Source organism: Enterovibrio sp. QJM3NY_24 (assembly GCF_057786035.1).
This window is the reverse complement of record NZ_CM173519.1, coordinates 2,188,605-2,203,845: the sequence shown is the minus strand read 5'-3', so window position 1 is coordinate 2,203,845 and position 15,241 is coordinate 2,188,605. Positions and strand designations below refer to the sequence as shown.

5 protein-coding genes are annotated in these 15,241 nt (G+C 48.8%); 3 read left to right on the top strand and 2 right to left on the bottom strand.

All coding sequences use genetic code 11. The features are described from left to right. The first annotated feature begins 263 nt into the window (after positions 1 to 263). The 3 genes from AC3CIC_RS09600 to AC3CIC_RS09590 all read left to right on the top strand — a co-directional run bounded on the left by AC3CIC_RS09600 (position 264) and on the right by AC3CIC_RS09590 (position 13,396). A complete protein-coding gene (locus tag AC3CIC_RS09600; protein WP_488514459.1) occupies positions 264 to 11,858 on the top strand; it encodes a retention module-containing protein in 11,595 nt (3,864 codons plus the stop codon). 174 nt (positions 11,859 to 12,032) lie between these two features. Beyond that, positions 12,033 to 12,773, top strand: a complete 741-nt coding sequence (locus AC3CIC_RS09595; protein WP_488514458.1) for a glycerophosphoryl diester phosphodiesterase — start codon at positions 12,033 to 12,035, stop codon at positions 12,771 to 12,773. Positions 12,774 to 12,919: 146 nt separating this feature from the next. Beyond that, a complete protein-coding gene (locus AC3CIC_RS09590) occupies positions 12,920 to 13,396 on the top strand; it encodes a Dps family protein (RefSeq protein ID WP_488514457.1) in 477 nt (158 codons plus the stop codon). Positions 13,397 to 13,720: 324 nt separating this feature from the next. On the opposite strand, the gene AC3CIC_RS09585 is transcribed toward AC3CIC_RS09590, so the two are convergent. Both AC3CIC_RS09585 and AC3CIC_RS09580 read right to left on the bottom strand, forming a co-directional pair. Beyond that, on the bottom strand, positions 13,721 to 14,635 hold the full coding sequence (locus AC3CIC_RS09585) for a hypothetical protein (RefSeq protein ID WP_488514456.1): 915 nt from the start codon (positions 14,633 to 14,635) through the stop codon (positions 13,721 to 13,723). A gap of 319 nt (positions 14,636 to 14,954) precedes the next feature. Further along, complete coding sequence (locus AC3CIC_RS09580; protein WP_488514455.1) at positions 14,955 to 15,221, bottom strand: hypothetical protein; 267 nt, start codon at positions 15,219 to 15,221, stop codon at positions 14,955 to 14,957. Between the last annotated feature and the right edge of the window lie 20 nt (positions 15,222 to 15,241).

The following is a 15,241-nucleotide window of genomic DNA, read 5'->3' as shown; positions in this document are numbered from 1 at the left end:
ATAGCGCTGATTTTCCTAATATTAATAGTGCCATTTGTGTCAATAGTTAAACATTGACGAGTAAGAGATGAAAGATTCTGTCTCAGGCTGTCTCAATATTGAGCGAGCAATGAAACTAGCTGGCTTAGGGGTAACACCGTGATATGGCGGCTGGTTACACTGTATAGCTGGGTAGCTTCTAGGTTGAGGATGCTCAGGTTTATGCATCACTTTTAGAGACACGGATTCGCGCCAAAATTGCGATAAAAGGTTGGGGTAAAAATATGATTGGTCATGAGTTTGACACGAAGTTAAATATTGACAGCGTTAAAGGACAAGCATTCTTAGTTTCCAATGAATCGGGTATCGTATCCGCGGTTCCCGGTATGCAAATAGCGCCCAATCAAGTGTTACTGACCAATGATAACAGTGCGGTTGTCGTCAGCCAAAGTGAACAGCAGTTCTATGTCGACAGTCGATGTGCCTCCTGCCTTATTCCTATCTCCGAAGGTAATGCCCAACTTGCTACCACAGGTATCGGGGTTCGCTTTGATGCTGACGGTCTGGATATAAACCAAGGCCTGAACCTTGACGTGGCTGATTTGCAGCGACTGATCTTAGAAGGCATTGACCCCACCGAATTATTTGAAGAAGCCGCTGCGGGTGAAAATCTTGGATCGTCGAACGCAGGGTTTGTCGTCATTGATTATCTGTATGCATCGTCGTTAACTGAAGCGGGATTCGACACCGCAGGCCCGCTAGGTGCTGATAATGATGACGTGGATTTTCTTGGTGGCGATCTCTTCGGGTCTTCTCGGTCGCCTGCCGTTGATATTGATGCTGCTGGTGGACAGAGTATTACGCTCGAAGTTACCGAAGGCGACCTAGACGTCAATCCTTATGGTGTCCCTCAAACTCAGTCGTTTGTCATTGAAGGTGGCGCCGATCGTTTGTTACCCGGCTCGCTTCAGATCGCGCCGAGCGATTTAGCTGCGTTCGAAGCTGAGTTAGCTGGTGTGACATCAAATGGCGAACCCGTACTGTTTACTCGTCAAACGAGTGTGGATAGTGATGGCGTTGGCACATTTACGCTGGTGGGAACGGTGAATGGCGAGGTTGTCGTTACCTTAACTTTAACGGCAACCCAAGATGGAAACGGACTCTCTGTTTCTGCCTCTTTGACGCAATCTGGTCCATTAGATCACTTAGACAGCACGGGCAGCTACGTGACTATCAATGGTGATAGCATTGCGATTGATTTGCCGTTGCAAGTCGCGGATACCGGTGGTGATTTGATGCAAAGCCCCGCCACTATTTCCTTGGTTAGCAATGATGGTCAAGCACCGGTAGTGGGCGATGAAAGCCTTGAACTAGTAGAACCGCAGACCGATCCGAGTGAAACCAAGGAAGTAACAACCTCTGTTGATATTGATTTGGGAAGTGATCAAATCGTCAGTGCTGACTTTGATGCAGCCGCAGCGGAAGCAGCGTTCGTTGGCATCACCAGCCATGGTATGCCAACAACTGTCGATACGTCGGTTGATGGTGTGATTACCCTCTATGCTGACAACAATGGCACGCCTGAAAAAGTGTTGGAAATCACCCTAAAGCCGTCCAGTACGCTAGGAGAGCCAGCACAGTATACGGTGACACAATATCAGCCGATCGATCAGCATCAGGCCAGCGATGGCGATGCCGATGATGAACAATCCAGCTTTACTTTACCGTTCACAGTGACCGACGCAGACGGTGATGTCAGCAATCAATCTTCTATCACCTTTACTATCATCGACGGCACACCCGCACCAGGTGGCGAGCGACTTGATGCACAAGGTACCCCAACAGATTTCTTTTCTGTTAATGAATTAGAAACACCAAACCAATATGACGCGTCTGCGCCAAAGAATACGACAGCGGGCACGATTAATTTTGCAGCGACATCCGATCGATTAGTGCATGACACGCTATCTATTGATGATTTCTCCACGCTGGAAGCTGAGCTTAAACTACTGACGAATAATCTTGGTCAGAACATAGATTCGGTTTTGCTGACAACAGCTGCGGATGGCTCGATAACCATTCTAGCTTCTATCAACGGCGATCCCGCTCTGGAAATAGTGCTGACTCCTGCTCAAGCGCCAGATGGCTTGGGTGTTAATGTTAATACGTCGTTTACCCAACATCAGGCGCTCATTCATCCAATCGACCCTGCCGATCAAATTTCCGGTAACTATGTCAGTGCCGATGGCGATAAAATTAACATCAAGCTGCCCATTCAACTTGAAGATACCGATGGCGATAAACTGGTTGATCCCAACGACGCCAATACAGAGTCACCGAGAATAGTGACGTTTTCGGTGGTGGATGACACCACAACGCTTGGTTTGACAACCACCGATCCTATTTCTGTGGAAGAAAGCAGCATTGATGATGGAACAGGTGCCAGTCAGGGCTCCAAATCCAGCGGTACGCTAAATATTGATAACACCAACGATGCCGGTGACCCGAATACGTTAGATGCCGACAGCGATACGGGGGACGATATTGGTCACTTCTTTTTTGTCAGCGACTACGTTGTCTACCCTGATGGACAACCTGTTCTCGCCAGCGGCTACCCTATTTTCTTGGAGCAACGCCCTGCAACAGATGCGTACCCGAAAACCTACTTCGGTATCGCTGATGATGGGTCGGGCGACAACCGTGATGCATTCAAAGTCACCTTGCAAGAAGATGGCACCTTTAGTTTTGAGCTTCTATCAGGATTAGATCATGAGCCAGGTGATGGCAATAACTCGCTGAGCTTTAACCTCAGCGCCTATACCGTTGATGCGGATGGTGATCAATCGAGTCGCATCACCGTGCCAATCACAGTGCTAGATGATGTTCCCACAACACAAGGTGATATCTCAGCGTCTTTAGACGATGCATCCGTAGGCGGAAATACAACAACCGTTGATGTGTTTGAAATCACTAATTCTTCTTCGGTCCCCCCAGGCATTGAAAGCTTACAAGGTGCTGACAGCGCGTTCATCACGCGCATTCACAATGGTAAAGAATGGGAAGAGGTGTCAACCACACGCCCAACAACCCTTACTTTGTATTCTGAAGCTGATCCAAGTCTTGAGCTTGGCACCATGTTTATTGACCCACGCAATGAACCCGTGGGCGAAATCACGTTTACGCTAAACCCTAACCTGACTGACCCGCAAGACGTCACGACCGAGACAATTCAATATGAAGTCACGGACTTTGATGGTGATAAAGCGTCCGGTCAAATTTCGTTATCAATTGATATTGATGCGCAAGGTGGGCAAAGCGCATCATTAACCGTGGTTGAAGGGGATTTGGACAACGCCACGTATAGCGTGCCAGACACGGAAAGCTTTGTGATAGAAGCGGGCACTGAACGCTTGCTTCCAGATTCGCTACAAATCGCGCCTGACGATCTTGCCGCGATTGAAAGCGAGCTTGCGCAGATAACGTCCAATGGTGACGCCGTTACCTTCGCTCGCCAAACCACCGTTGATGGCAATGGCGTGGCGACATTAACGTGGACAGGCACAGTAAACGGTGTGGTGGTCCTTGAACTGGTTGTCACCGCGACTCAAGATGGAAAAGACCTCAATATCTCCGCCACGTTGACGCAAAATGCACCGCTTGATCACCTCTCTGGGTCAGGCACTTATGTCAATATCGATGGCGATAAAATCACGGTCAACATGCCGCTGCAAGTGACTGACACGGGCGGTGACCTGATGCACAACCCAGCGCAACTGACACTGCAAAGCACTGATGGTGCTGCGCCGGTGATTAGCGCATCAAGCATTGATTTGGTTGAACCACAAACGGATCCGAATGATGCCAAGAGCGCCTCATCATCTACCGGCATTGATGCAGGGAGCGACGAAGTTAGCAGTATTGCCTTCGACACTGCAGCAGCAGAGACCGCGTTTTCAGGACTCACCAGCCATGGGATGCCAACCACGGTTGATACGTCAGTAGAGGGAGTGATTACGGTCTATGCCGACAACAACGGCACGCCAGAAAAAGTACTCGAAATCACCTTTGAACCATCGGGAACGATGGGTGAGCCGACTTTCTCTGTCACGCAATATCAACCTATCGACCAGCATCAAGCCAGTGATGGCGACGCTGACGATGAAAAATCCACCTTTACCTTGCCGTACACCGTGACGGATGCTGATGGTGACGAAAGTAATTCGTCGTCTATAACGTTCAATATTATTGATGGCACGCCAGCCTCAGGTGGAGAGCGCTTAGATGCCTCAGGTGCGCCAGTAGATGTGATTGCGTTGGAAGAAACCAGCACGCCAAATCAATATGACGCCTCGGCAACTGAAAATACACAATCTGGCACGATTAGCCTGGCAGCGATTTCAGATCGTTTAGTACCAGATACGATTTCGATTGATGATGGTAACAACAATGCCACGTTGATCAGTGAGCTCAAATTACTCTCCAATAATCTTGGCGAGTTTGTTGATGACGTGACAATGACACCAAGCACGGATGGTGCTGGCAATCCGGTATTGACCATTTTGGCGTCCATCAATGGGGAGCCCGCGTTGCAGTTCGTGCTGACATCGACTCAAGCTGCTGATGGTTTAGGTGTAGAGGTGGATGCCGCATTTACCCAATATCAAGCGCTGATCCATCCGAAAGAAGCGGGCGATCAAATCAATGAAAACTATGTCAGCGCCGACGGCGATAGCATTAGCATTAAGCTTCCGATCCAAGTCGAGGATACGGATGGCGATAAATTGGTTGATCCAAATGATGCGAGCAGTGAGTTGGCGCGTCTTGTTACCTTTACCGTGGCAGATGATGACTCAACAAACGGAGGCGTAACATCTATCGATACGGTGTCTGTTCAAGAAAGCAGTATTGATGCGACAACCGGTATGAGTGAGGGGTCGCAGTCGAGCGGCACGCTGAATATTGATACCACTAATGACAGTGGCGAGCCGAATACTCTCGATGTAGACAAAACGCTTGGCGATGATTTTACGAACTATTTTTTTGAAACAGACTACCTAACTTATTCCGATGGCAGACCTGTTTTGGCGGATGGTTTTCTTGTTAGCCTAGAGCAACGACCTGCCACGGATGCTTACCCTAAAACCTATTTTGGTGTCGCTGATGACGGTACAGGCGACAATCGTGATGTGTTCAAAGTGACCTTGGCGCAAGATGGCACGTTTGGGTTTGAACTGTTATCGGGGTTAGATCACGACACTGGCGATGGCAAGAACTCTCTCACCTTTAACCTTATTGCACACACAGTAGATGCTGATGGTGATGAATCAGGGCAAATCCGCGTACCGATTGAAGTGCAAGACGATATTCCGACCGCACAAGGTGCGATTCCATTGGTGGTAGACGATTCACCAACCGATGACACCTTGGTCAATATTGATGTATTTGAAGCCACTGACCCATCAGTGCCCTCCGAGATTGAAAGCTTGCAAGGCGCTGATGGAGCCTTGATAACCCGCATTCACAATGGTGTTGAGTGGATTGACGTATCGACCACTAGACCATCGAGCATCACGCTGTATTCAGACACAGATCCGGCGCTTGAACTGGCCACCATGCGTATTGATCCGCGCAATGAACCTGTGGGTCAAATTTCCTTCACCTTTGTCGCTAACTTAGACAACCCATCGGCTGTGTTAAATCAATCGATTCAATATGAAGTGACCGATAACGATGGTGACACAGCCGAAGGTGCGATTGCGCTGACGCTAAACGATCAAGTGCCGACGATCACTATTGCGCCAGCAACGAGTGGCGTGATAACAGGTACCGAAGATCAGGGGCAGAATGATACGAATACAGAGGCTTCTGGCATTGATGCTTCCGCTGGCGTTGCCATCAATGTTCAGTTGAATATTGGTGACAATGACTTAGGCGAAGCCTACGAAGACGCAGGAACCTTGGTGCTCGACGGTGAAGTTACCCTCATGAGCAAGGACCCAGCTGGCGACATTGGCGGGAAATTCTACTTTAATGGCGCTGAAATCTTGCCAGACGGCGATGGGAATATCGTGTTCTTGGGCAACATGTTTCAAGCTTCCGGCACAATTGCGCCGATTATCTTTGATTTGTCAGGCGTAACATTTATTCCTGACCCTGATTACTCCTCCTATGACGACACCGACCTGATTCAGTTTGATGTTGAGTTAGAACTAAACGGTCATGACCCTATTTTTACCTCCTCGCCGATGGAAGTGACGGTTTCCGGCGTGGCCGATGCGCCAACCATCACATTGATTGGCGATGCAGCGGATGGTGTGTTTGAACTTAAAGAAGACTTCGACCCATTTGGCACGTCGATTAATGACCCTTCACAGTTCGTCCTGTCGGATCTGCTGTCAGCGAGCCTGCAGGATACTGACGGCTCAGAAACACTTGCGCTGGAATTCACACTGTCGCCAAACGAAGGACGATTCCAAGGTGGCGCTATCTATGAAGATAACGGCGTTTGGAAGCTGGATGACCCATCGCGATTGAGTCAAGTTCGCTTTATTCCCAACAGTGAATTCAGCGGAGACATTGCGCTCGGCATTAAAGCAATATCCACCGAATCCGCACCGACGAGCACAGAAACGGCCGAAACAACGTCATCTATTATCTTGCGCGTCGAACCTGTTGCTGACGAGGCAAGAATGGTGGTGCGCACCGTCGTAGGGAATGAAGATGCGGGTAACCCAGATACCAATGTCGCAGAGGGTGAAGCAATTTCACTCGCCAGCGCGATTTCGTTGACCACACTCGGCAGTGATGCCGATGGGTCAGAAGCGATGTTCGTGCGCATTTATGACATACCAGCGGGTGCGACACTGCAACTTAATGATGGCGGTACGATTACACCCATTACCGACACTGACCGTATCGCGATTGCCGACTTAGCGAACCTAGAACTTATTCCACCAGTTCACAGCAATGAAAACATCACATTGATGGTCGAAGGCATTGTTGTTGACTCTGCCACGAACTCGCCGGATGACGAACGCATCTTGACGGCTCAACCCCTGAATGTACTGATTGCTGGTGTTGCTGATACGCCGGAATTTTCGATTGAAAACCCAGGAACTAATCCGGGCGAGTGGCAATACGACGCTGATACCGGTGTTGTGACAACGACAGTGCCAGAAGACGGTATTAACGGCGATGGTTTGGTGGCGGTTGATTTCAATGTGTCGTCTGGTGAGAAGGCACTTTCGCCATCGGATAGCTCAGAATCACTCACCATGATCGTCTCGAATCTGCCTGATGGCGTGTCGTTTGTGGTCAAAAATGCGGATGGTTCATTAACCGATGTTGAACTGGCATTTGCTGGCTGGGAAACAGACGGTAGCGGTATGTCAATTCCTACCTATTCCGTCGCGCTTGATGCCTTTGCATCGGGTGATGTCTATCTCAAGCTTCCGCCCAATACCACCGAAGATCTGCGCATTGAGACCAAATTGGTCGCGACAGAAAACGATGGCGATGACAAAGCGATCAGCACCACGATTGAAGTGATTGTCGGCCCGCCAGTGATTGATGCGGCAGATACTTACGAAACATCAACGACAACAGGCAACGAAGATGCATGGGTGAACATAGATTGGCAGCCTGATCTTGCCATTGCGGGTGTGCCTGACTCTGATGCGCAAGGCGTGAAAGAGTATGTTGTTGGTGCGACCATTTCTGGGTTCGCTGATACAGACAGTGTGCAATTGGTCAAAGGCAGCGATGTTATCGCGTTAACACCTGTTGGCGGTGAAGTGACCCTGACGGAAGCGCAGATTGCTGATGGCTATCAACTACAAGTGAAGCGTGCGCCTCATAGCGACGAAGACCTCACGTTGACGACGTCAGTGACGATTCGACAAGACGACTTTGAAGGGCAGACATCTGCCGAGAAAGAGATTACCGGCACGGTCAATATTGATATTCAGGCGGTGGTTGAAACGGTAGATGGCACCTTGGCCTTGCTAGATAGCACAAACCAGCCTGTCACTGAAGTGTCTACCGACACCTCGGGCAGTGCCGCATTCCTGAATGCAGTGGTGTTCACACATCCAGACACATCAAGCTCGGAAGAAATCATCAAAGTTTACATCAGTGATTTACCGGAAGGCTTCTATGTAGAAAACGCGCAGTTTAATGGTGATATGGGCTGGATTCTTGACGATCCAAATGACTTTACCATCGTTGCGCCACCTAACAGCGCGCTTCAGCAAACCACATTTACACTGAGTGCCATGGTCATTGACCGTGGTGACGGCGGCGAAGGAGATGAAAGCCTTCCTGAAGTGGTAACTAACGTCATTACACTGAACTACCAAAACTCATCGACTGACACTGAATTGGCGCAAACCGTGACGCCAACGGACACCACAGTAGTGTTGACGGGAGATGAAGACAACCCGATTTCACTAGCAGACGTGGGTACAGCAATCAACTGGCCAAGTGCGGGTACAGGTGACGAGCTTAACGACCAAATCACCATCGTGATCAAAGGCGAAGACTTGCCGGCAGGGTCGGTTGTTGGAGGGGCCGACTACCATGTCGAAGACAATATTTATGTGTTCACTCCGCCAGGTCGACAAGAATCGGGTAACCCTTACCCAAGTGGATTGGATTTATCCGCACTGACTATTACGCCGCCAGAAGATTTTGCGGGTGAAATGTCTGTGCCGATTAGCGTGGTCAATATCGACAGCGTTAGCGGTCATACCAGAACGACAGCAATGACCGTTGATATTGACGTCAAGCCATTGGTTGACCTACCCGAGCCAGACGGTGCCGCGCAACCGGGTGACAATACGCTAGATTTCTCGTTCTCACTGGGCATCAAAGAAACGCAAGGTTTGAACGCGGAGCAGCAACCACTCGAAGCGGGTGACACGGAACAGGTTGTTTCCGGTCAGGCACTTGAAGATGGCATTATTATCCTCAGTCTGAGTGCTTCGTTGGCCGACAATGATCAGGCCAATGGTGAAGAGAAAATCACCGCGGCGACACTGACAGTGCCTGCAGGTATGGGGATGTTTGTATTGGCCGATGGCAGTGAATCAAGCACCTTGGTTGTTGATGCAAGCCAGCTTAATGACATCAAGTTTAAACCTGCGCCTGATTTCAGTGGTGAAGTTGAAGTCTCTGCGACCATCACGATTACAGACACAGCAACAACCGGTACTGACAGCCGCACGGTGAACACCACCATGAACGTTGAAGTGACGGCTGTAAATGACGAAGTCACCTTTACCCAAAATGGCACGGAATTAGGCGACACCGACGTCGCTGAGATCACTGTGGATGAAGATACGACGAGCGGCGCTTCACTGGCCGATCTTGGCTTTAGCTTTAGTGATATTGATGGCTCCGAATCCCTTGCGTCTATTATCGTGGAAAATGTGCCAGACGGGTTTACCTTGTCTGCCCCTGCGGTTAATGCATCAGAAGGGCAGTGGATCATTCCTGCCAGCGCGATAACAGACAACACATCGCTGTCGCAAATCACGGTGGAGCCAGCGGGCAACTTCAGTGGCACGGTTAACTTTACTGTTACCGTGTTTACCCAAGAAGACAACTTGAGCGAACCTGTTGGATACAGCCAAGTCGTTTCACTCACGGTCGATCCTGTGGGTGATGGGGCGAACGCCAATGTGAACGCATCGGCATCCGGCACGGAAGACACCGCCGTTCATCTTGAAATGGAAATCACGGCGAAAGATAACAGCGATAGTGTTAGCGATACAGGGCAGCCATCAGGTGTTGATGTCACTGAAAACCCACCTGAAACCTTACTTATTACGATTTCAGGTGTGCCTAGTGGCGGCAAAATTGTTCTGCCTGATGGTGTGGTCGGCACCGTCACACCGGAAACCTCGGACGGCGGCGATATTGTCGTGACTATCGACAGTGCGCGTCTTGAGGATCTGACCTTTATTCCGCCGCAAGATGTTAACGGCCAATTGGTGTTGGATCTTGCCATTCAGACCGTGGATAACGGTGCGGTGTCTACTGATGTGGTGAATAAACAAATTACCGTCAACCTATCAGCAGTGAATGACGAGCCCGTGAATATCCTAGCGGATAGCTACGCCTCAGAAGAAGACACTGTGCTCACAATTACCGACCTGCAAGTCCAAGATGTGGATGCAAGAGACGGCAGCAGCGTGGTTAATGTGCAATTGGCAGTGGGCGCGGGCAGTACGCTTAACCTTGTTGGTGATACCACGGGAATCACTGTCTCAGGATTAGGGTCAAATACGTTAACGCTGACCGGTGACATCGACGCCATTAATACCTTACTTGCTGGTGGCGTTAACTATGAGTTTGCAGGTGACAATACCTCGGGTGATGACACCTTAACCATGACCACGCGTGATCGCGGAAACGTTGGTTCAGGCGGTCAGAAATTCGATCGCGATACTGTCTCCATTGTTGTTGTCCCCAAATCAGACCTGCCAGAACTTAGCTATGCGACTCAGCTCGCTTCTATGCGCGCGGCTGTTGGTGCGATTGTTCCGTTATTGGGGCTGATGGCGACGTTGGTTGACCCAATTGATAACGAATTCTCCTTAACCTTTAGCGGACTCGGTACGTCTGGAGAGTTGATTGATGGCGCAGGTAACCCGGTTGGCACGAATGATGGGAATGGGAATTGGACACTCAGCCAAACGGATTTAGCATCGGTCACGCTTGAGGATCTTAATCTTCGATTTAGTGCGCAGCCGGTGGGTGATGTGACCGTCACTGCGCTGTCTGATGTCGGTGATGGCGATCCAAAAGAAGCCTCACTCACCATTAATATCGAAGTGGTAGACACAGCAGCAACGCCTGTTCTCAATGACACAGATAACACCGGTGATAACCTGGTAGTCGATGGCAACCAAGCAACGCAAGTTCACGGCGGTGCGGGCGAGGACATTCTCGCGGGTGGTTTAGGCGAAGACATTCTCACAGGCGGCGCGGGTGACGACCAAATCTGGGGCGGTGACATCGATGGAACAGGCGATGGTGAAGCTGATACCTTTGCTTGGAAATCCGGTGATTTTGGCACTGCGGCTGACGTCGCCAATGATGTGATAAAAGACTTTGAAAATGGGATTGATGTGATCGATCTTTCCGACGCATTTGATACCACAGGCGTGTTTACCTTTACCGAATTGGCGAATCGACTTGATATCCAAACGGTGGGCGGTGATACGCGCATTCAAGTGTTTGATGATGCCAGCGCGCCGATCCAAAACATCCTCATTGAAGGCCACACGCTGAATGAGTTGCTGGGGATGGATGCATCCGGTCTGACACAAGATGAAATTCTTGAGTCCATGTTGATGACGGGTCAGCTGGTGGTGTTTGATCCAAACTCAACGCAATTTGGCACAGAAGCGGATGATAACCTCGAAGCAGACGATGCCGGTGCGCGTGTTATAGCCGGTGATGGTGACGATATCATCGAAGCGGGCTTAGGTGACGATATTCTCGTGGGCGGCGAGGGCGATGATGTCTATGCGTGGACAGCCGATAGCGTGAGCGCTACGTCAAGTAATACAGATACGGTGGCAGACTTTGAGCTGGGTGACACGGTCACGGTAGCTGATAAGCTAGATGTCTCTGCGATTCTGCCGGATGCCATTGGCAGTGGTTCTTCCATTGGCGAATTACTGGATTATATTCGCCCTGAAATGACAGACGATGGCTTGACCCTTCACGTGTCACGAACCGCGGGCGGCATGGAAGTGCAAGACATTGTTCTGCACGACGTAGGCTGGAGTGAACTTGGCTTAGATGTGAGCGCAACAGGCACTGATATTCTGAATCAATTGATCCAACAGCAAGCGCTGAAACTAGACTAAGACTAATTGTTTAGAATGCGTCAGTTTTGACACGCGAATAACCACCAAAGAAAGGCACTGCATCATGCAGTGCTTTTTTATGTGTGGTATATATCTGTTTATATTCCAGTTGAAACAGGCACCTTGCGTTATTTTGCGTATAGTTGCTTGAAATAGCCTTTAAAAAGTAGAGCCATGAAAACACTCTTTGCCCATCGAGGAATGTCCTCACTTGCGCCAGAAAACACACTTGCTGCTTTCTCATTAACGCCAAAATATGGCCTTAACTGGGTAGAGTGCGACGTGGATGTATTGGCTGACGGGACGGTTGTCCTCAGTCATGATGAAACATTAGATCGCTGCACCGACAGACCCGGCAGTTTGTATGACTTGACCGTTAACGATCTCGAAGACATTGATGCGGGAAGTTGGTTTGGGGATGACTTTATCGGCGAGCGAATCCCAACGTTCGCCCAGTTTATTGAACTGGCCAACAAGCTTAAGTTAAACATCAATGTCGAAATCAAGTCATGCACGGGCGGTTGGGCGCAGACAGAAAGTTTGATTGATGGCGTCATTGAAGGGTTAAAGAAGCTGGACAAAGATCGCGACATCTTGATATCCAGCTTTAATGTATTGGCGCTAGCAGAGTTTAAACGCCGCTGCCCTGATACTTCAGTAGCGTGCCTTTTTGGCGAAGAAACGCTGGAAGCGGATTGGCTAGCCGTCTTGCAAGCGTGTCAGGCCGACGCTATCCACGTTGAAGACAAAGGGCTAACCAAAGAGATGGTACTTGAAATCAAAGAGCACGGTTACGCTGTGAATGTGTACACCGTGAATCATCTTGCTCGCGCCAATCAGTTGTTTAACTGGGGTGTTGATGGCGTGTTTACCGATGTCGGGCATACTTTCCCATCTCGCTATCGAAAAGCTTAAATTCCCCACCCAAAAGTGATAGGTATGACAGATTGAATCTATAAATTTCAACGATTATACCTATCATGCATCCCATCATAAACTACCCCCATAGACATTAAAGTCAACGGCCAAACAAAATGCCAAAAGAGAATGGGGAAGGGGTTATGACAAGCATTAATATCGGTATTCAAGAACACGACAGAATTGTGGTTGCAGAAGGCCTAAAACGCCTATTAGCGGATTCATACACCCTGTACCTACAAACGCACAATTTTCACTGGAATGTTACTGGTAAACAATTCCGCGAACTCCACGTGATGTTTGAAGAGCACTACAACGCGCTGGCGCTGGCAGTCGATGAAATAGCGGAGCGAATTCGCACTCTAGGCGTCGCCGCACCGGGCACGTATAAAGCCTTTGCTGAACTGAGCGCGATTGAAGAAGTGGAAGGGGTCCCATCGGCTGATGACATGGTGGACATACTCACCAAAGGCCACGAGCAGGTGGTTCGCACCGCCCGTGAAGTGCTTAAACTGGCACAGCAAGCCGATGATGAATCCTCCGCATCACTGGTATCAGATCGCATGCGCGAGCACGAAAAAACCGCGTGGATGCTCCGCGCCATGCGTGAAAGCGGCTAAGCCGAAAACTAAGCCGTAAAGATTAAAGTAAGCAATGTTCCGTAAGAAGAAGGTCGTCCAATGGGGCGACCTTGTGTTTCTGGCGTTGTTTTGGACAGGAGTGAGCTAGGGATTGCATGCGCCACGCTCCGCTTCGCATAAGCTGAGTTTTGGCAAAGAGTCGATTGTAAGTGCCTGTCGATGCTGAATGTTACTTCTTGGCGGCGTTCGCCCGTCAATCAGTGATGGGCGACTATTATACCTGTACGCATCCGAGCAATTTACTTAATAAAGGGCGGGCTTGTTCAACACCCAAATAAAGTGTCGGCTGCGCGACACTTATTCTTATTTGTTAACTGTTTTTTTGTGGTGCTGATTCAGGATATAAAGCACAAAAGCAGTTACGCATAATGCCAAAATAATCGAAACAAATAGATTTGGGGTGAACCAGACCTTCATTACCAGGCTGAACAAGGCTATAAATCCGACCCAAAATGTTGGGAGCAACTCCATGACAAAGTGCCTACGATATTGGCTGTTTTGGAAGAATAAAAAATTCTCATCAAACCTCTTTATCGATTCGATCAAATAAGGAGAATCCATTACTTTTTTGTATTGCTGTATTAACTCTCGAGTAACTCTCATATCAACCAGAAGAGCATGCCAATAGTCTTTGTCGGTATTCGTAATAGCATATCCTCGTCCACCTTGCTCTGCTTCCTCTTTGCTAATGCCGACCATTAACCGCGCTTTCTCTTGGCATTTTTTCATCTCATCTTCGCTGATTTTGATATCTATAAACACGTCCGTATACAACTGATGAATCTGCAAATATGAGTATAAATTTGATTGCTCAGCACTATCATTGTGATCCTTATAAGGATGTTGACTAGTTACGTTGCTACAAAACCGTTCACTCTGACTTGGCTTGCTTATCGGATTTTTTGTACCCGAAACCCGAATTTTCCACTTAGCGATATACTCTGTGCAAAGCCAACCATAATTAGAAAGTAAATACACTAAGCTCACCAACAGCATCGTAAATACGAAGTCAAAGTCGATATGCGAAGACCTGATAAAGAACAACGTGAAGGTTACACTTTCTTCTGTATCTGGCGTAGACTTCAAACCAAAAATGATCAAAAGTGAAATTGCACTTAACACTAAAATGTTTCGTTTAACTTTTAGCTCATTGTCCGTAAATGTTGGAGCCACTGGCTCACCCATGGACTTCTTTGTTAGCTGAGATAAGTCCGTCATACAACCTCAATTGAGTATGTTGATAAAGCAAAAACAGTTAACAATGTATTAGCTCTCAAAGTAGGGTGATTAAACATGCCACTATCGGATTTTTTATGCATGTGATGAGTCCCGTTTTCTAGTGTGACCATGTGTTTTTATAATAATATCATAGGCATATCAAAAGTTAGATCGAGAAAATACGACAAAATGGGGTATTTTTACACACCTCTCGTTTGGCATAAGAAAATCTATCGAAAACACTTTATGTGAGACTGATACTCTTTGCGTCCTCTAACGAGGAATGGTCCACAACCTCGCCAGCAATAATCGCGGAACGTTATTCCGCGCGTTGTTTGATGAATGCGTGTTCTTCGAAGCAGGCGATAGCGGTTTTGAAATCATCGATAGCGACTTCAATATCGCCGCCGTTGAGGTTGGCGATACGATGGGCCGCTTGGTTGATGCCACACCTGTCAGTCATGGCATCAATCACGTCGTCTGGAACGACCTCGCCTTGTTGGTCTGGCCAGACGCTGCGGGGGAGGGGTTCCACATTGTGGTTGTGATCAGCGTGCGCGCTGAGTGTAAGAAGCAATGCAAACACAACCAGACATTCATCATGTC

What these genes read in the sequence shown, in the direction of transcription:
- AC3CIC_RS09600 (WP_488514459.1), top strand. Translation starts at nt 264, where the DNA reads ATGATTGGTCATGAGTTTGACACGAAGTTAAATATTGACAGCGTTAAA.
- AC3CIC_RS09595 (WP_488514458.1), top strand. Translation starts at nt 12,033, where the DNA reads ATGAAAACACTCTTTGCCCATCGAGGAATGTCCTCACTTGCGCCAGAA.
- AC3CIC_RS09590 (WP_488514457.1), top strand. Translation starts at nt 12,920, where the DNA reads ATGACAAGCATTAATATCGGTATTCAAGAACACGACAGAATTGTGGTT.
- AC3CIC_RS09585 (WP_488514456.1), bottom strand. Translation starts at nt 14,635, where the DNA reads ATGACGGACTTATCTCAGCTAACAAAGAAGTCCATGGGTGAGCCAGTG.